Source organism: Pseudomonas sp. ICMP 561 (genome assembly GCF_002699985.1).
GTDB lineage: Bacteria > Pseudomonadota > Gammaproteobacteria > Pseudomonadales > Pseudomonadaceae > Aquipseudomonas > Aquipseudomonas quasicaspiana.
Window position 1 is genome coordinate 14,305 of the sequence record NZ_LKBT01000001.1, and the last position, 18,135, is coordinate 32,439.

Annotated in this window: 15 protein-coding genes, 1 pseudogene and 1 riboswitch; of the genes and pseudogenes, 12 read left to right on the forward strand and 4 right to left on the reverse strand. The window is 57.3% G+C overall.

All coding sequences use genetic code 11. The features are described from left to right. Positions 1 to 168: 168 nt before the first annotated feature. From AO242_RS00065 to ssuE, 9 genes and pseudogenes are all read left to right on the forward strand, one after another. The gene (locus AO242_RS00065; protein ID WP_099267210.1) at positions 169 to 1,170 is read left to right on the forward strand and encodes a glycosyltransferase; all 1,002 of its coding nucleotides are present in this window, start codon (positions 169 to 171) and stop codon (positions 1,168 to 1,170) included. Continuing rightward, the gene (locus AO242_RS00070; protein ID WP_099267211.1) at positions 1,167 to 2,411 is read left to right on the forward strand and encodes a glycosyltransferase family 4 protein; all 1,245 of its coding nucleotides are present in this window, start codon (positions 1,167 to 1,169) and stop codon (positions 2,409 to 2,411) included. The genes AO242_RS00065 and AO242_RS00070 overlap by 4 nt, the downstream gene beginning before the upstream one ends. Positions 2,412 to 2,576: 165 nt before the next feature. Then, positions 2,577 to 3,773 carry a hypothetical protein gene (locus AO242_RS00075; protein ID WP_257153343.1) on the forward strand — a complete coding sequence of 399 codons (1,197 nt, stop codon included), beginning with the start codon at positions 2,577 to 2,579 and terminating at the stop codon, positions 3,771 to 3,773. 186 nt (positions 3,774 to 3,959) lie between these two features. Next, positions 3,960 to 5,072 carry a glycosyltransferase family 4 protein gene (locus AO242_RS00080; protein WP_027899246.1) on the forward strand — a complete coding sequence of 371 codons (1,113 nt, stop codon included), beginning with the start codon at positions 3,960 to 3,962 and terminating at the stop codon, positions 5,070 to 5,072. Between the two features lies 1 nt (position 5,073). Further along, entirely contained in the window at positions 5,074 to 6,111 is a 1,038-nt protein-coding gene (locus tag AO242_RS00085) for an acyltransferase family protein (RefSeq protein ID WP_099267213.1), read from the forward strand. 32 nt (positions 6,112 to 6,143) lie between these two features. Then, positions 6,144 to 7,362 (forward strand): annotated as a pseudogene (locus AO242_RS00090) (glycosyltransferase family 4 protein). A gap of 12 nt (positions 7,363 to 7,374) precedes the next feature. Continuing rightward, entirely contained in the window at positions 7,375 to 8,799 is a 1,425-nt protein-coding gene (locus tag AO242_RS00095) for an undecaprenyl-phosphate glucose phosphotransferase (RefSeq protein WP_099267214.1), read from the forward strand. A gap of 160 nt (positions 8,800 to 8,959) precedes the next feature. Then, positions 8,960 to 10,048 carry a polysaccharide biosynthesis/export family protein gene (locus AO242_RS00100; protein ID WP_099267215.1) on the forward strand — a complete coding sequence of 363 codons (1,089 nt, stop codon included), beginning with the start codon at positions 8,960 to 8,962 and terminating at the stop codon, positions 10,046 to 10,048. A gap of 239 nt (positions 10,049 to 10,287) precedes the next feature. Further along, a complete protein-coding gene (gene ssuE, locus AO242_RS00105) occupies positions 10,288 to 10,869 on the forward strand; it encodes an NADPH-dependent FMN reductase (protein WP_027899241.1) in 582 nt (193 codons plus the stop codon). A 134-nt stretch (positions 10,870 to 11,003) separates the two neighbouring features. Here the strand turns inward: ssuE and AO242_RS00115 are convergent, their stop codons facing one another. From AO242_RS00115 to pcsA, 4 genes are all read right to left on the reverse strand, one after another. Further along, complete coding sequence (locus AO242_RS00115) at positions 11,004 to 11,609, reverse strand: LysE family translocator (protein WP_027899240.1); 606 nt, start codon at positions 11,607 to 11,609, stop codon at positions 11,004 to 11,006. A 135-nt stretch (positions 11,610 to 11,744) separates the two neighbouring features. Then, complete coding sequence (locus AO242_RS00120) at positions 11,745 to 12,020, reverse strand: hypothetical protein (protein WP_099267216.1); 276 nt, start codon at positions 12,018 to 12,020, stop codon at positions 11,745 to 11,747. A gap of 212 nt (positions 12,021 to 12,232) precedes the next feature. Further along, on the reverse strand, positions 12,233 to 13,489 hold the full coding sequence (locus tag AO242_RS00125; protein ID WP_141562166.1) for a hypothetical protein: 1,257 nt from the start codon (positions 13,487 to 13,489) through the stop codon (positions 12,233 to 12,235). A gap of 388 nt (positions 13,490 to 13,877) precedes the next feature. Next, the gene (gene pcsA, locus AO242_RS00130) at positions 13,878 to 14,597 is read right to left on the reverse strand and encodes a phosphatidylcholine synthase (RefSeq protein ID WP_027898053.1); all 720 of its coding nucleotides are present in this window, start codon (positions 14,595 to 14,597) and stop codon (positions 13,878 to 13,880) included. A 211-nt stretch (positions 14,598 to 14,808) separates the two neighbouring features. Next, positions 14,809 to 15,003, forward strand: a riboswitch (cobalamin riboswitch). 203 nt (positions 15,004 to 15,206) lie between these two features. Here pcsA and AO242_RS00135 point away from each other — a divergent pair. From AO242_RS00135 to AO242_RS00145, 3 genes are read left to right on the forward strand one after another with little or no spacing between them, the layout of a single operon-like run. Beyond that, positions 15,207 to 16,247, forward strand: coding sequence for an ABC transporter substrate-binding protein (locus AO242_RS00135; RefSeq protein WP_099267218.1), 1,041 nt, complete (start codon positions 15,207 to 15,209; stop codon positions 16,245 to 16,247). Beyond that, the gene (locus AO242_RS00140; RefSeq protein WP_049826706.1) at positions 16,244 to 17,287 is read left to right on the forward strand and encodes a FecCD family ABC transporter permease; all 1,044 of its coding nucleotides are present in this window, start codon (positions 16,244 to 16,246) and stop codon (positions 17,285 to 17,287) included. Before AO242_RS00135 ends, AO242_RS00140 begins: the two co-directional genes overlap by 4 nt. Beyond that, positions 17,284 to 18,081 carry an ABC transporter ATP-binding protein gene (locus tag AO242_RS00145; protein WP_099267219.1) on the forward strand — a complete coding sequence of 266 codons (798 nt, stop codon included), beginning with the start codon at positions 17,284 to 17,286 and terminating at the stop codon, positions 18,079 to 18,081. The genes AO242_RS00140 and AO242_RS00145 overlap by 4 nt, the downstream gene beginning before the upstream one ends. The last annotated feature ends 54 nt before the right edge of the window (positions 18,082 to 18,135 follow it).

Genomic DNA, 18,135 nt, shown 5'->3' on the forward strand with positions numbered 1-18,135 from the left:
ATTTGCAATGCTTTTCTGTAGGAGCTCACGAGCACCGCGAGGCAGCGATGGCGTCCTTTCTGATACACCGCTATCGCGGCCTCGCGGTGCTCGTGCGCTCCTACAAGTAAGTGTTTGATAGCCACAAGCCTGCTCCAGCTCTCTGACCTCATTTACCGGAACCTCACGATGACCCAACTCACAACGCTGGTGACGCTGACCTATGGCGATCGCTACAACTACTTGCATACGCTGGTCAGCCGCTCGCTGGAGAGTCCGCTGATCAACCGGGTGATTATCGTCAGCAATGCCTCGGTTGCGCCGCTGGAAAACCTGCGCACAATCTGGCCGGGTCAGGTCGAGGTCATTTATCTGCAGAACAACACCGGTTCTGCCAAAGGCTATTCAGTAGGCATTCAGGCTGCGCTGGACGCTGGCGCTGAATACATCTGGCTGATGGATGACGACAACGCGCCGACGATCAACGCCATTGCAACCCTGCATCAGAGCCTGGCTCAGCGCCAGGCCATTGATGGTAAAGACAAGGCCGCCGTGCTGGGCTTTCGTCCTACTCACCAGGCCGACATCGCGGCCGGTGTACCGCGCCGCTTTGCTATCCAGCGTCGCTCCAGCTTCTTCGGTTTTCATATCGCGCAACTGCCCTACAAGATCTGGCGACGCTTGCCTTGGGGTCAGCCTCAGGGCAGATACAAAAAGATCGAAACGGTGCAACTGCCCTTCGCTACTTACGGCGGTCTGCTCGCCCATCGCAGCCTTTACCAGCGCATCGGCCTGCCACTGGATGCGTTGATGTTGTACGCCGACGACAGTGAATACACCTGGCGCATTACCGCCACCGGCGGACGCATTTTTCTGGTGCCGGATGCACTGCTGGATGACCTTGAGGACTCATGGAACATCAAAGCGCGCACCAGCAATATCTATGAAAGTTTTCTGCTGGGCGGCTCGGATCTTCGCGCCTATTACGGTGCCCGTAATCAGGCCTGGTTCGACAAGAACATCTGGGCCTCGTCGGAATGTCTCTACAGCTTCAATCGCTGGGTATTCTTCCGCCTGTTGCGGCTGATTGCCAAGCGACGCGGTGCCGAGCAACGCTTGAGTCTGATCGAACGAGCCATCGCCGATGGCGAGTCCGGTGTGTTGGGCCTGCACAAGTCATATCCGCTATGAAGGCCCTGTTCATCAGCAGCCTGTATGCCCCGGACATTGGTGGCGGCGCAGAAATCATCCTGCAACGCACGGTCGAAGGCCTGCAGCAACGTGGCTACCAGGTCGCAGTACTTGCCACCGGCCCGCAGTCAGGTCTTGTCGAAGAGACCGTCAATCTGGTGAAGGTCTACCGCGCCGGATTGCGTAATTTCTATTGGCACTTCAGCGCCCAGCGCCCCGGTAAACTGGCGAGACTGGGCTGGCATCTGCGCGATCGCTACAACGCAGGCATGCGCGATTATGTGAAGCAAGTGATCGCCCAGGAAAAACCGGATCTGGTGGTGTGCCACAACCTGACCGGTTGGTCGGTTTCAGCCTGGGACGAGATCACCGCCGCCGGACTGCCCATCGTCCAGGTGCTTCATGATCTCTACCTGTTGTGTCCCGGCAGCACCATGTTCAGCAAAGGTCAAAGCTGCAAGACTCAATGTGGCCGCTGCGAGCACTTTCGCAAAGGCCACGAGGCCCGCTCGGCCCAGGTCAACACGGTCGTCGGCGTCAGCCGCTTCATGCTCGACACCCTGCAAGCCCAGGGTTATTTCAAAGGAGCCCGTGGCTACGTAGTGCACAACGCCAGTCCTCGTCCGGCCATACCGATCAAGGTCAAAAGCCTGGGGCCGCCGGCGAAAAATGCTCCGCTACGCTTCGGCTACATGGGCACCTTGTCCGAACCTAAAGGGCTGCGCTGGCTGATCGAGCAATTCCAGCAACTACCTATTGATGCCACTTTGCAGATTGCCGGCCGGGGTCAACTGGACGATGAAGAACGCCTCAAGGCACTGGCCCACTCGCCAAAAATAAGCTTCGTCGGCTATCAGGCCCCTGAAGACTTCTACAAGCAAATCGATGTTGCCATCGTGCCGTCAATCTGGAACGAGCCCTTCGGTATGGTCGCCGTTGAGGCCTGCTCCTGGTCGGTACCGGTGATAGCCAGTCGAATGGGCGGACTCCCGGAAATTATTCAGGATCAGTTCAATGGCCTGCTGTGCAGCCCCGACGATCCGGACTCGCTGGGTGTGGCGATGCTCAAGCTGCATCAGCAGCCTGACTTGCTGGCACGTTTGAGCGCTCAGGCCCGAATCAGTGTCGGGGCGCTGACAGACCTGCAACTGATGCTCGACAGCTACGAAAGCATTCTCGAACAGACCTTGCTGGACGACACGTCATACCAGGCGAAGCCTGGTGCGTCAGGTCCAACCTGACATACCGGGCTCCGTCTTTATAAGCAGTGTTATTTACCGGCCCGTGACCAACCAGAGCCTGGACGCTTACGCTCCGGACCGTGCCTCTTCATTGAGACAACCATGCGCAAGCCGCCTCGAAGACTGTCAAGAACGCCACTGACCCTTTGTCTCCTGAGCCTGTTATTGAGCGGTACTGCAACCGCTGACGAACGATTCATTATTGGTGTCGCGACTCACTTGATGAACAAAAACGGCCTGTCGGCCAAAGTGCTGCAACTGCTCGAAGCCGCTGGCGTCGATTCGGTTCGCGATGATGCCTGGTGGCCCATAGCAGAGCCCCATTACGGCCAGTTGCAGATCGATCCCGCCTGGCAGGCATACCTGAACAGGACACAGAAGTACAAACTCAGACCCCTGCTGGTATTGAATGATAGCAACGCGAACTACGTCAGTTTCGTCAGCGGTAATCTGGCCGACCGCGTGGACTTTTACGAAATAGGGAATGAGTGGGACGAAGAGAACCCGGTCGACCTGGCCATTGCCCGGGACTACAGCAACCTGATTGAACAAACCGCCAACACACTGCGACAGCGAAAAAATCCTGTGACAATTCTGGCCAGCGCGGTAACAACCCAAGGGATGGAAGCGGGATTTGCCGACCGTCTGGTGACAGCCGGATTGCTCGATCATGTGGATGGCCTGTCTCTGCATCCTTATGAGTATTGCCGTCAGGACGGACAGCATACCCCGGAACGATGGATTGCCTGGTTGCGCTGGATCGATGCCGACCTCAGGGCTCGGGTTGCACGGCCTGTGGCGCTATACCTCACCGAAATGGGCTGGCCCGGCAACAGCGACGAATGCGGAGCCAGTGAACAGGCCAAGGCCGCCTGGCTGGCCCGGAGTTTTTTCCTGGCCCAGACCGTGCCGGATATCAAAGGTTTGTGGTGGTACGAGTTGATGGACGACGGCAAGGATCCCGGCAACCCGGAACAGAATTCCGGTTTTTTCAATCAGGACCTGACGGCCAAGCCGTCTTATCTGACCCTGAAAGCCATCAGCCCGTTTCTGCACGACTTTCGCTATGACGCAGAAAAGAGTCGGGAACTGGATAGCGTCTACCTGCTGCGCTTTGCCAAAGGATCGGAGCAGATTCTGGTGGCCTGGAGCACCGGGCCGCCGAGTTCAATTGCAATCGATGCCAGTAGTGTTCAGACAGGCAATGTACTGCTGACCGACAGCGGCCAACCGCAACGAGGCCAGCACGACAGCGGCGTCCCCTGGAACTGCAACGACAGCCGCTGCTCGGCCCAAGTGCCGATCAACGAGTTTCCGAAAATTATCCGCCTGGGCAGCAAGCCACCGTTGTTTGCCCGGTGATACACAGCTCCCGTCAACACATGTTTCCTGTAGGAGCTGCCGAAGGCTGCGAAATCATTTTTCCTGACACGACGCCATTCGCAGCCTTCGGCAGCTCCTACAGAAACCTGGGTTCATTGTGCACCAGCGCAATCATTCATCAAGCAGACCACCACCTACCCCCATCCTGCGCAGAGACCTTCGACCATGATTGTGATCAATGCCCGATTTCTTACCCAGGAAATGCGTGGGATTCAGCGCTTTGCCGAGCAGATCTGCCTGGCGCTCAAGCAACTGCGCAATGACCTGGTTTTTGTCGCCCCCCATGGCATAAAAATGAGCGAAAGCGCCAAGGCTCTGGACGTGCAATGCATCGGCCACAACAAAGGCCACGTGTGGGAACAGCTGGATTTACCGCTGTACCTGATGCGTCACGGTCGCCCGCTACTGGTCTCACTGTCCAGCACCGCGCCCATGTTCTACGCCAATCAGATCGCCACTCACCACGACATCAATTACGTGCGCCACCCACAAAGTTACTCGCGAATGTTCCGCGCGGTTTACCGCACCGTGACGCCTGTCCTGTTATGGCGACTCAAGTCGTTGCTCACCGTCAGCAACTTTTCACGAAACGAAATTGCCCGGTTCTACGGCTACCCGGAACAACGTATTTTCGTCGTGCCCAATGCAACCAGCGATGACTTTCGCCCCGGTGTCGCACCTGCCGATAACCAACGCTATCTGCTGGCCGTTTCCTCACCCAGCGCACACAAGAACTTCAACCGCATGATTCAGGCATTCCTGACCTTGCGCGGTCATGACGACGTGCAATTACACATCGTCGGTGCCGCCAGTGAAATCTTCGCCGCGCCGGAACTGCAACGTCTGGCCTGTCGTGATCCGCGTATCCGCTTTCTAGGGCGCCTCAGCGATGCCGAACTGATCAAGCAGTATCAGGGTGCGACGGCGTTTGTCTTTCCATCGCTGTACGAAGGTTTCGGCATCCCGCCACTGGAGGCCCAGGCCTGCGGTTGCCCGGTACTGGCCGCCAATGCGGCGTCCATTCCAGAAGTGCTACAAGCCAGCACGCTGTATTTCGACCCGCTGGACGTGTCACATATGGCCTCGGCCATGGAGCGCATTCTCACAGACGAACCGCTGCGCCAGGCCTTGCGCCGCCGCGGGCTGCACAATGCCGAGCGCTTTTCCTGGGAAGAGTCGGCTCGCCGCGTTTCTCAGCGTATCGACGCATTGATTCAAATCGATCCGCTGTCCAGTCCGCTACAGCACACCGCTGAAACCACGTCGGGCAAGTCTTGACATGAAACGCCTGGCTTATCTGGATGCATTGCGCGGCATCGCAGCATTGCTGGTGGTGTTCACTCACCTCTATGCCCCGCTGCTGGGTGATTTCTGGCTATTTCACGAACTGGATATCGGCAAATTCGGCGTGCTGTGGTTCTTCATGATCAGCGGTGTGGTCATTCCGTTCAGCCTGCGTCCCGGCCCTGAAGGTGCGCGACGTTTTGTGATTTCGCGGTTCATGCGTCTGTACCCGGCTTACTGGCTGTCGCTGCTGGTGTATCTGGTCCTGCTGCAACTGTCCGGCGGACTGTTCCCCTCCTGGCCGCAAATCGTTGCCAACATAAGCATGGTCCAGACGCTGATGGGTTTCGATGACGTAATCGGACTGTACTGGACGCTGTTCATCGAACTGGTGTTCTACGGCTTGTGTCTGCTGCTGTTTCTCAGCGGCAAGCTCTATGACCTCGGCGTGCGAACCCGCTGTGCACTGGGCATGCTCGTGCTGGGCCTGCTACTGGCCGTTGTCCGCGAACTCACCGAGCGCAAAGTCCCTGTGGCCCTGCCGCTGGCTTTGTCGTTGATGTTCTTTGGCTCGATCTGGCGTCAATGGTTACTCGCCGAGCACAGCCGCCAACTGACCCGCTGTCTTGTGCTGATGCTGGGGGCTTACCTGCTGCTGTTACCGCCCACGTTGCTGTTGGCCTACGGCGAAAACCTTATCGAAGGAGAAGCCGGCGGACGTTACTTGCTCACTTACGCGCTGGCGATCGCCAGCTTTCTGTTGCTGACCCGTCGTGCCCGCCTTGATCACCCGCTGTTGGTCTGGCTCGGCAGCGTCAGTTACTCGTTGTACCTGCTGCATCCGTCAATGCTGATGCTGGCCGAATACATGCTGCGCGGCCTGCAACTACCACCGCTATACGACGCCTTGCTGGCAACCGTACTGACCCTGGGCATCGCCCATTTGTCCTTTCGCTGCATCGAAACGCCATTTATCCAGTGGGGCAAACGCCTCAACAATCGCCACGCCAAGACGCAGACAGCCCGCGCCTGATGTAGAGCCTGTGCATACAGAAGGGAACCTCAATGAGAATCGCAATAGTCCACGACTGGCTGGTGACGTATGCCGGTGCCGAGCGCGTATTGGCATCGCTGATCAATATCTGGCCCCAGGCCGATCTGTTTTCAGTAATCGACTTTCTCAGTGACCAGGACCGCGCCCACTTGCAAGGCAAAGTGGCCAAGACCACTTTTATCCAGCGTTTGCCCAAGGCTAAAACCCACTACCAGCGTTACCTGCCTCTGATGCCGCTGGCCATCGAACAACTGGACCTCTCGGGTTACGACCTGATCATCAGCAGCAGCCACGCCGTGGCCAAAGGTGTGCTTAGCGGCCCGGATCAATTGCATGTCAGCTACGTGCACTCGCCGATCCGCTACGCCTGGGACCTGCAACACCAGTACTTGCTGGAGTCGGGCATGAGCAGCGGCTTCAAGAGCAAAGTGGCGCGGATGATCCTGCATTACATCCGCATGTGGGATCAGCGCACCTCGTCCGGTGTTGACGATTTCATTGCCAATTCGCACTTCATCGGCGGGGGGGGTTTCAAAAAGCCATCGCCGGGACTCCACGGTCATTTCCCCGCCAGTGGATACCGTCAACTTCACCCCGCAAGACACCAAACAGGACTACTACTTCACTGCATCGCGCATGGTGCCTTACAAACGCATGCCGATGATTATCGAAGCGTTTGCGGCGATGCCGGACAAGCGCCTGATCGTGATCGGTGACGGTCCGGAAATGGCCAAGGCAAAGCTGATTCATGCACCCAACGTCACGCTGCTGGGCTTTCAGCCGTTTGCGGTGCTGCTGGAACACATGCGCAACGCCAAAGCCTTTGTTTTTGCCGCCGAAGAAGACTTCGGCATCAGCCCGGTAGAAGCTCAGGCCTGTGGCACGCCGGTGATCGCCTTTGGCAAGGGTGGCGTGCTGGAAACCGTCTGCGGTCTGGACCATCCACAACCGACCGGCGTGTTCTACGACCAGCAGACCGTGTCATCGCTGGTCGCCGCGGTGGGAGAGTTCGAAGCTGCTCATGCCCGTATCAGTGTCCAGGCCTGTCGCGCCAACGCAGAACGGTTTGGGGCGCAACGCTTCGAAGATGAAATGAGGAGCTTCGTCGAAAGTCGCCTCGCCGCTGCACGTCTGGCACGTCAGCCCGCCCGGCACAGAACGCTTCTGGTATCCCCGATTCTGGTCAGCAACGAACAGACCGCCCGGGTCATTCCGATCAAATCCGTCTGAGCGAGCACTGCCATGCGTAATCCCGTTCGCGGCATTCTTCACGCGCATCAATCCTTGTTATCGGTTGCCCACCGCCTGCTCGACCTGACGGTCATTGTGCTGGGCGGCTACTGGCAGAGTCAGTTGAATCCAGAAACATCCAGCGCCGAAGCCTGGATCCAGATCCTGCTGGCAGTGCTGGTCTTCCACTGGCTCGGTGAGTATCACCAGATGTACGGCTCGTGGCGTGGTGAGCGAATCCTGCGCGAGCTGATCAAGGTGTTCAATTACTGGGCGCTGACCTTCGTGGCTCTGCTGTCCATGGATTACCTGCTGCTCAACCATGCCGACATGCCGAACAACGCCCAGATGGCCTGGTTCGCCTCGGTGCTGGCCGTACTCTGCGGCTATCGCTTGCTGATTCGCAGCGTCCTGCATGGCTTGCGGCGACGCGGCTTCAATACCCGGAGAGTGGCGATTGTCGGGACCGGTCAGGTCGGCGTGCGGCTTGCCAAATCGATCTCCAGCGCACCGTGGATGGGGCTGCGAGTGTTGGGCTTCTATGATCTGGCAACCCCCTTGAATAAAAACCCCGAAACCGGTGCCGAGATCGCAGCGGACATCAGAATACTGGGTGATCTGGAACAATTGATCGATGACGCTCGCGAAGGCCGCATCGACAAGGTTTACATCACCTTGGCACTCACCGCCCAACCCCACGTCCAGGAGCTGGTCAAGGGGCTCAGTGACACCACCGCTTCGGTGTACCTGATACCGGATGTGTTCATGTTCGAACTGCTGCATGCCCGCAGCGAAAGCATCAACGGCCTGGCAAGTATCAGTATTTTCGACTCGCCCATGGACGGTGCCTGGAGTCTGGTGAAGCGCGTCGAGGACATTGCGTTGTCCAGCGTGATCCTGAGCATGATCGCCCTGCCCCTGCTATTGATTGCCGTCGCGATCAAACTGACTTCCCCCGGGCCAGTGCTGTTTCGCCAGCGCCGTTACGGGCTGGACGGGCGACCGATCATGGTCTGGAAATTCCGCAGCATGAGCGTTCAGGAAAACGGCGAGGTAGTGAGTCAGGCGACCCGCAACGATGCACGCGTCACGCCGCTGGGCGGGTTCCTGCGACGAACCTCGCTGGACGAACTGCCGCAGTTCTTCAATGTATTACGTGGCGATATGTCCATCGTCGGCCCGCGTCCTCACGCGGTCGCGCACAACGAGCAATACCGTAAACAGGTGAGCGGCTACATGTTGCGGCACAAGGTCAAACCGGGCATCACCGGCTGGGCTCAGATCAACGGCTGGCGGGGCGAAACCGACACCCTGGACAAGATGCAGAAGCGCGTCGAGTACGACCTGGAATACATCGAACACTGGTCCCTGTGGCTGGACCTGAAAATCATTCTGCTGACGCTGTTCAAAGGCTTTCTGCACAAGAACGCCTTTTAGTTAGCCCCTTTCAAAAAACCTTTCAAGACATCAACAACCGGCCCGAGAGGCGCTGGAGGAGGTGCGTGCATCCATCAAAAAAGACCCGTAACACTCGGTGTTGGTAAGGGAAGCAATGAAATCACTGTGGTGCCAACGCACCTTTAGGAAGGAACACTATATGAAGCTAACCCTAGCTGTTGTGCTGCTCTCCAGTCTGATTTTGCAAGGCTGTGCTTTTGCACCCGGGCAGCACATGACCCCAGGAGATGTTGAAGCAAAAGATCCGGACGGTCCGGATGTTCAGTTGGTACAGATCACCCCGCAAACCCTCAAGCAGCAGAAGCAACAAGCCGCGGCCAGCTCCAGGCCGTTGCCCGCCGAACTGCTCAATTACAAAACGCCTGAATACATCGTCGGCCCCGGCGACACCTTGCTGGTCATCGTGTTTGAACACCCTGAGCTGACCGCACCTGGCTCGCAGGACCAACTCGACGCCAACAGCCGGGAAGTATTGAGCGACGGCACGCTCTATTTCCCTTACGTGGGCAGAATCCAGGCGGGAGGCAAAACCGTCGGGCAGATCCGCGAACAACTGCGCATGGGGTTGTCGCCGCAGTACACCGAGGTAAAAGTCGACGTCAAAGTGCTGCGTTACAACAGCCAGCGCATCCTGCTCTCGGGTTCATTCAAAAGCCCCGGCCCGCAACCCATTACCAACATCCCGTTGAGTCTGGTCCAGGCCATCAGCACCGCTGGCCTGGACCTGGCCGACGCCAACCTTGCGGGGCTGACCTTGCGCCGCGACGGCAAGGACTATGTGATTGACGTCGACGCGTTGAACCGCAAAGACTCGCAATTGAGCAAAATCTTCCTCAAAAATGGCGACTATCTGCACTTGAACAGCAACTCCAAGAACAAGATCTACGTGCTGGGCGAAGTCCAGCGTCCGCAGGTCATTTCCTTTGGCACCACCAGCGTGACATTGCTCGAAGCTCTGGGTAATTCCGGCGGCCTGAATCCGGAAAGCGCCGACGGTGATGCGGTGTACGTGATCCGCGGTGCGGAAAATCAGGCCAACGCACGCTCAACGGTTTATCACCTGCTGGCGAAAAAACCGACGGCTTACCTGCTGGCCAAAGAGTTTGAGCTCCAGGCCCAGGACGTCATATTCGTCGGCCCGGCGGACATCACTCGCTGGAGCCGTTTCGTCAGCCAGTTGCTAGGCTCGGCCAACGTCATTCAGACAGGCGCCGCTTTCAGAAACTGACACGCAGAACAAACGTCCCCGCATCTGCCGATTGCGGGGATTTTTTTGCCTGAAATTTGTCTGCAAATGTTGGTGCAGCAACAGTGGATCAACAGTTGGGGCCGGTATTGAGCACCTACGTCGTTGAGCCGCTCACTTGCGACCTGAATATTTACCTTTAATTTCAGCACCTTAAGTCATTAAACGGCGCTGGCATGCATGCTGCTTTGAAGTCCTTACGCTTTTAAAAGGAATTCAGCATGTTGGTAGTTTCACTGTCAGGCAGCCCCGCTCTCAAATCCCGTTCAGGCGTAGTCCTGGAACACGCCGGTCGCTGGCTTCGCGCCAAGGGCGTTGATGTGACGACCCTGCGTATTCGCGATTTCAACGCTGAAGATCTGATCTTCGCCCACTTCGACAGCCCGCAAGTGCTGGACTTCATCGAAGCCGTCAAACAGGCCGACGGCTTGCTGATTGGCACACCGGTTTATAAAGCATCGTTTTCCGGGGCGCTGAAAACCCTGCTGGACTTGCTGCCTGAGCGCTCGCTGCACGGCAAGGTGGTTTTACCGCTGGCAACCGGTGGCAGCATCGCTCACATGCTGGCCGTGGATTACGCGCTGAAGCCAGTGCTATCGGCGCTCAAATGTCAGGAAGTCCTGCACGGCATTTTCGCCATCGATAGCCAGATCAGCTATGCGGATAACGAACAAGGCGGCGAACTGGACGAGATTCTTCAGGAGCGTTTGCAGGAAGGGCTGGAGCATTTTTACCTGGGCCTGCAGCATCGCGTACACGCACGGCAGAAACAGGCTGGGGGGCATTTGCGGTTGGCGTTGTGAAGTGACCTACGAAGGCAAGCCTCGCTTCAACTGGTTCGATGACTGTTGGAGCGAGGCTTGCCCGCGAAAAACGATGATGCGGTCTGCCTGACTCACCGAGTCGACTGGTTCGCGGGCAAGCCTCGCTCCAACAGTCACCCCTTTAACATCGGATACAGCGAAACCACCAACAGCACCGCCATCCCTACGTTAAACACCCGCAACCAGAAGGGATCGCGCAACGCGTTGCGCAGCAGGCTGCCGAACCCTGCCCAGATACTGACAGTGGGCAGGTTGATCAGCGCAAACACCGCCGAGATGATCATTACATTGGTGAAGTAACCCTGCAGTGGTGTGTAGGTGCTGATCGCACCCACGGCCATCACCCAGGCTTTGGGGTTGACCCACTGAAACAGCGCGGCTTGCATCAATGTCTGTGGCTTGCCCTCTTCACCCACTGCGTCCGACGCCGGGCCTGATGTGGCAATCTTCCACGCCAGATACAACAAATAGGCAGCGCCGACATAGCGCAGGATGGTGTAAAGCAGCGGGTACGCCTGGAAGGCGGCCCCTAACCCCAGCCCGACTGCCAGCACCAGGCTGAAAAAACCGCAGCAGATGCCCAACATGTGCGGCACCGTCCGGTTGAACCCGAAGTTCACCCCAGAGGCCAGTAGCATCATATTATTCGGGCCCGGTGTCACTGACGTGACGAACGCAAACAGGGCAAAGGCAAGTAGCAGATCGAGAGAGAGCGACATGGTGCGATCCAGACATCTAAAGGGCAGGCCTTCACCCTATCGAATCGGCAACCAGAAACACACGAACAGTCAGGAGAAAATACAACCGGTACAGTTCTAATCGACTACGAATTTTACGAGACTGTACTTAAGCACTTAACCTTGACGATCTTTGCTGACTTCAGCGTTATCAGCACTGATCTCACCGCGATTATCAAATGCTCGAACAGCCTGCATCTGTGGCTCAGCCAGCAGTTTGGCCTTGGCGATCTGATACTCATCGAAGGGCAAACCGCGACGATTCAGATCTTCCAGCGCTAGCTGATGAGTTTCCTGAGCGGTGTAGGGACGCAATTCAACGGCATGGTGGGTCGAGCAGCCGGAGACAACAGCAACGGTCAATAACAGGGCAAATGCGTAAATGCGGTTCATGAGAGCCTCCGGATCGGGTTCATTTCGGGAATGAACAAAGGTTACGCCCGGAGCCGTTTACGCAAAAATCACTGCTCTTGATAGTCAGTATTGGTTGAGGTGGCCATTTCGCGATATGAACCCCGAACCTGGCAGACAGTCTTCGCGGACAACTTTAAAAGTCGATCGCGAAGCTGCCTGTTGTAACCAGTGATACTTGAAACCGATCATCCTTAACTACCCATATAGCGTGCAACGCCGACCCCGTTCCCCTTATCAAAATCAATGACTCGGCCGCCAAGTAGAATTTGACCGTTTGGCTGGACGAATACGTTGGAAACCGAGTCGAAGCCGCCCAGATCAGTCATCACCCTCGCATCGCTACCAAACTCCATATCCAGACGGCCAGAAGGAAGAATACGCATCAACGTGAAGTTCGAAGTGTCAGGAGTGCCAGTTGAACCACCCGCCGCGAGAATTTTCCCGTCAGGCTGCACGGCAACGGCGAAGTTCTGCACCTCATAACCGTCAAAGCTATCAAGAACTGGCAGGCCATGGTTGAACGAATTATCGACCTGCCCCGTTGAGAGGATGCGGATCACCAGCGGAAACAACTGGGAATCGATGCCCGCAGATCCTGCTGCCACGATCGACCCGTCATCCTGGAGCGTCAACCCCGCCACTTCTGAATATGAGGCTGACTCAACTTCGACAACCAGTGCGCCCGCGTTACCGAACTGTTTGTCTAACTGACCGTCAGGGAGATAGCATTCGAACAGCAGAGCGTTTTTTGCACGACCTCCTACCAACAGTCGACCATCCGGCAGGTTCAACAGCGGACCATACCCCATTCTGAAAGTCCTGATGATCCCTGTTCCACCAAATCCAGGATCAAGCTGGCCCGACGCCGTGAGACGTATAAGTATCGCGTCATAATCATCATATGCACGCCAACTCTCGCCGGACAGCACAATCTTCCCGTCAGACTGTACGACCAGAGCTCTGAACCGTTCGGCGCTTTGAAACAGATCAATCAACACCACACCGTTATTACCAAATCTCGTATCTACCGTTCCGTCCGCAGCACAGCGAACAACGAAGATCATTTCCCCTTCAAGGTCACCATGAACCAGGATCTTGCCATCAGGCTGAATTGCAGGCCTGGCAGTTGTGGCCGAGATTCCTGTGCCCAGCGAGATATTGACCTGACCTTCATCACCAAACTCAGGATCAAGTTGGCCATTCGGAAGACACCTGAGTATGACGACCTCACCACCTGCCTCTGCTCCAGCAATAAGAATACGGGCGTCGTCCTGAAGAAGAGCTGCGCCAGAGAAGTGTGTAGCCCCGGTGACCCTGTAAACCAGCTTGCCGGCATCACCAAACCCTGGATCCAGTTCACCTGCCGCCTTGCCTGTTCTTATCCTGTCCATTTTCGAGATCCCTTTATTGATCGTGTTATCAGCAACACAAAACTCAATATCCAGCACTCGAAGAAGCGCTACAACTGTCAAAACTGACAGTTGAAGAGAACGTTTGGTAATTAAAAAAAGGGGGATATTTCGAATGTATTGGTCGTATTTAGAGCCACTAAAAGAACGCCGATTACATAGGATCAAGCGGACTTAAGACCTAAAATAATCTGTGCCGGATAAGATTTATCGGTCGCTGAATCAGAATGATCGTATCAAGCAGGGGCGGTAAGACATGCATATCTAAAACGCCCAGCATTTGTTTGGAGGCAACCCATTGCAGGCAAACCTTATGCTTATGTTCACGCCGTGGGACCGGCTTTAGCCGGGAACAGGCAGGCAAGGACTGCATACAGTCGCTTTAAATACTGCCCTCCCGGCCAAAGCCGGTCTCACGTCTAGCCCGTCAAGCCCGCCACTTACCCCAATATTCCAGCGACGTGCGCCACAGGCAGATGCCGATAAAGTACGCCGACATGGTGAACCATATGCCCATGACCACTGGCCCGTTATGCGGGTGGTTGATGATCAGCAACGCACTGGTGATCAACCAGATCGTAGTGACCAGGATGTTCAGCGGCATGAAACGACGCACTCTGAATGGGTGCAGAAACTTCATTCTGGTCACGGTCAGCAATGCCAGACCGATAATCGTCAGGAAGGTCACCCAGGGTGTCGGCTGAATGATGTACAGACACAGCGCCACCACGTTCCAGGCCGCAGGGAAGCCCTGAAAGTAATTGTCCTTGCTCTTCATTTCCAGATTGCAGAAACAGAACAGCGACGACACCAGAATGATCGCCGTGCTCAGTAACAGCGTATAAGGCGGCAACGGAATGTAGCTATAAATGAACAACGCAGGAATAAACACATACGTCAGGTAATCAATGACCAGGTCCAGTACCGAACCGTCAAAGCCCGGCAACACGGATTGCACGTTGAATTTGCGTGCCAGCGAGCCATCGACGCCGTCTACCGCCAGCGCCAGGCCTAGCCACAACAGGCAGGCTTTGGCCTGATCATCGAACAGGGCAATGGTCGCCAGAAATGCGATGACCACGCCGGTGGCGGTAAAACCGTGGGCACCCCAGGCTTTAAGCCAGGCCACTCGTTGAGTCGATATCACAGGAAAATGTCTCCAAAAGGTGAAGCGGACCAGTGTAAACCTGGTTGGACGGACTATCGACCGGCTATCGGTCGATAAGGTTCACCGCCGGACGGTGTTAACACCCGGCCATTAAAGGCTTGCATCATGCGCCGAGCAAGCGAAACGTACGATAAAAAACTGTCTGCCAACGGCTGATACAGGAAAAATCCCCACTCTTTTAAACATATCCATTACCATGCCGCCCGTCGGTTTCCAAACGGGATTAATAGGGAATCCGTGATGACCTGAGGGTCGTCAACCGGAACTGCCCCCGCAACTGTAGGCGCTGAGCCCTGCTCCATCGATGCCACTGGGTCATTCCGGGAAGGCCCGAGCACGGCGATGAAGCGTCAGTCAGGAGACCTGCCGACATCAGGAAGCTGCATCGCCGTTGCGGGACAACCCGTCAAGCGGTCGCGCTTTCTGGCAACTGACCCACCGGCGGGGTGTCCGGGGAGTACATCCGTCAGCACGGCGAAATAGCGGTGACTGATTGACCCTGCCGGACCTATTCCAGCAGCACGTCGTGATGTGTATCCAGCCAGAACACCATCGTACGGATAACCGTTCGAATGGAGATCGTTTTTCATGTGTTTGCCTCGTTTTGCTGTGCTGCTTGCCGGTCTGGGTTTTTCTGCGCTGACGCTGGCGGCCAATCCTGCCCCACAAACCTCCGCCACACCGACAACCTACCCGCTGACCCTCGAGAACTGCGGCGTGCCGCTGACCTTCACCAAGGCACCCGGCAAAGCGGTGACCATCGGCCAGTCGGCCACTGAAATCCTTTACTCCCTCGGGCTGGGCGACAAAGTGGTCGGCACCTCACTGTGGTTCAACAACGTGCTGCCCCGGTTCAAGGACCTCAACGACAAAATCCCGCGTCTGGCCGATAACGATCCCAGCTTCGAAGCGGTGATCAACAAGCGTCCGGAACTGGTCGCAGTACAATTCGAATGGATGGTGGGTCCCCAAGGCGTGGTCGGCACCCGGCAGCAATTCAACGAAATGAAAATCCCCACCTACCTCATGCCGTCGGACTGCGAAGGCAAGGACAATCTGGTAGGAGCGGACGGCACGCGCCTGCGTCCGTTCTCGATTGACAGCCTGTACAAGACCGTCACGCAACTGGCACAAATCTTTGACGTCCAGGCCCGCGGTGCCGAGTTGAACGCCGACCTGCAGGCACGCCTTGCCAAGGCTCAGGCCAGCGTCAAAGACAAACACCTGAAAGACGCCTCGGCAGTGTTCTGGTTTTCCAGCGCCGACCTGAACGTCGACCCTTATGTCGCCGGACGCAAAGGCATTCCGGCGTTCATGATGGACACCCTGGGCATCCGCAACATCGTGCAGTCCGATGAGGAATGGCCGACGGTTGGCTGGGAAACCATCGCCAAGGCCAACCCGACCATTCTGGTGCTGGCGCGCATGGACCGCCGCCGCTTCCCGGCCGATGACTTCCAGAAAAAACTGGAATTCCTCAAGACCGACCCGGTCACCAAAAACATGGACGCGGTGAAGCACAACCGGATCGTGATTCTCGATGCACAAGCCATGGAAGCGACGATTCGCACATTCGACGGCATCGATGAACTGGCGGACGCCATCGACAAATTCGATCTGCACCCATGACAGCTCAGTTCGCCGGTCGCTTGTTGCGCAAGATTTGCCTGCACGGTGCCTGGGTGCTGGCTGTGTTGCTGGTGGCGATTGTGGCGGGCATTGCGATCGGTGAAACGCCAATCAGCCTGTCACTGGTGTTTCAGGTGCTGGCCAACAAACTATGGGGCGCCGGTTTCGTGCTGGACCCTATCGATGAAGGCATCGTCTGGAATTACCGCCTGACCCGCGCCCTGGTCGCTGCGGCCTGTGGTGCGGGCCTGGCCATCTCAGGCGTGGTTCTTCAATCACTGCTGCGCAACCCACTGGCCGATCCTTACTTGCTGGGCATTTCTGCCGGGGCCTCGACCGGCGCAGTGCTGGTTGCGATCATCGGCGTTGGCGCAGGCGCCATCTCCTTGTCAGCCGGAGCCTTTGCCGGGGCCATGGCCGCCTTTGTGCTGGTCGCCCTGCTCGCTCGCAGTACCGGCGCGGTCAGTGGCAGCGGGCAGATCATTCTCGCGGGCATCGCCGGTTCGCAACTGTTCAACGCCCTGACCTCTTTCCTGATCACCAAATCGGCCAACTCCGAACAGGCGCGCGGCATCATGTTCTGGCTATTGGGCAACCTCAGCGGCGTGCGCTGGCAATCGGTCACGCTGGCCGTGCCCGTGGTGTTGATCGGTCTGGCGGTCTGCCTGTGGCATCGGCGTTCGCTGGATGCGTTCATGTTCGGCAGCGATTCTGCCGCCGCCCTGGGTATTCCGGTAAGGCGGGTTCAAGTGATCTTGATCGCGACGGTTGCGCTGGTCACGGCGGTAATGGTCTCGCTGGTGGGCTCCATTGGTTTTGTCGGTCTGGTCGTGCCCCATGCCGCGCGCTTGCTGGTCGGCGTGCGTCACGGTCGTTTGATTCCGGTCAGCGCCCTGGCCGGCGCGGTGTTTCTGATCACCGCCGATGTGCTGTCCCGCACGGCGATCAAGGGCCAGGTATTGCCCGTCGGGGTGATTACTGCGCTGATCGGCGCACCGGTGTTCGCTGTGATCCTGATCAAAGCCAAGGGGGGCCGATGAGCACTCTGAAACAGCCAGCGCACCACACCGACGGCAACGTGTTGACGTGCTCAGGCCTGAACTGGTCAATCAAGGGCGTACCCATTGTTAGAGACGTCGCGTTGCAGTTACGGCGCGGTGAAACTTTGGGTTTGATCGGTCCCAACGGCTCAGGCAAATCCAGCCTGCTGAAGTTGCTGTCCGGCATTCGAACTCCGGCCAGTGGCAAGATCCACCTCAATGGCGTCGCCCTTGCCGAAATGAAGCGCCGCGATGTCGCACAGATGATTGCGGTGGTGGAGCAGCAAGCGGAAACCTCGGACGCGATTACGGTGCTGGACGCTGTGGAACTGGGCCGCACGCCATGGCTTTCCGCCCTGGAACCCTGGTCAGCCGCAGACGATGGCATTGTTCGGCAGGCCTTGCTTGATGTCGACATGGCCGACAAACCCAGGCGCGCCTGGCACAGTCTGTCAGGGGGCGAACGACAACGCGTCCACATCGCCCGCGCCCTGGCTCAACGACCGCAGATCCTGTTACTGGATGAACCCACCAACCACCTGGATATCCAGCATCAGTTGAGCATTCTGGGACTGGTCAGGTCGCTGTCAGTCACCACCCTGATCGCCCTCCACGACCTGAATCAGGCACTGGCCTGCGACCGGCTGGCCGTGATGGACAAAGGCGCACTGATCGCCATCGGTGAACCGTCCGAGGTGCTGACCTGCGAATTGCTACGTGAGACGTTTGGTGTAGAAGCGCACTACCTGACAGATCCGTACGACGGCACGCGGATATTGCGGTTTCGGTCGTGAGCCGAGTGCCCCTGTCAAGCGCGTACCACCGTAGGACTGGCTTTAGCCGGGAGG

Coding starts and splice junctions, on each gene's coding strand:
- AO242_RS00120 (WP_099267216.1), bottom strand. CDS start 12,020: ATGAACCGCATTTACGCATTTGCCCTGTTATTGACCGTTGCTGTTGTC.
- AO242_RS00115 (WP_027899240.1), bottom strand. CDS start 11,609: ATGTCGCTCTCTCTCGATCTGCTACTTGCCTTTGCCCTGTTTGCGTTC.
- ssuE (WP_027899241.1), top strand. CDS start 10,288: ATGTTGGTAGTTTCACTGTCAGGCAGCCCCGCTCTCAAATCCCGTTCA.
- AO242_RS00065 (WP_099267210.1), top strand. CDS start 169: ATGACCCAACTCACAACGCTGGTGACGCTGACCTATGGCGATCGCTAC.
- AO242_RS00080 (WP_027899246.1), top strand. CDS start 3,960: ATGATTGTGATCAATGCCCGATTTCTTACCCAGGAAATGCGTGGGATT.
- AO242_RS00100 (WP_099267215.1), top strand. CDS start 8,960: ATGAAGCTAACCCTAGCTGTTGTGCTGCTCTCCAGTCTGATTTTGCAA.
- AO242_RS00135 (WP_099267218.1), top strand. CDS start 15,207: ATGTGTTTGCCTCGTTTTGCTGTGCTGCTTGCCGGTCTGGGTTTTTCT.
- AO242_RS00140 (WP_049826706.1), top strand. CDS start 16,244: ATGACAGCTCAGTTCGCCGGTCGCTTGTTGCGCAAGATTTGCCTGCAC.
- AO242_RS00145 (WP_099267219.1), top strand. CDS start 17,284: ATGAGCACTCTGAAACAGCCAGCGCACCACACCGACGGCAACGTGTTG.
- AO242_RS00085 (WP_099267213.1), top strand. CDS start 5,074: ATGAAACGCCTGGCTTATCTGGATGCATTGCGCGGCATCGCAGCATTG.
- AO242_RS00070 (WP_099267211.1), top strand. CDS start 1,167: ATGAAGGCCCTGTTCATCAGCAGCCTGTATGCCCCGGACATTGGTGGC.
- AO242_RS00095 (WP_099267214.1), top strand. CDS start 7,375: ATGCGTAATCCCGTTCGCGGCATTCTTCACGCGCATCAATCCTTGTTA.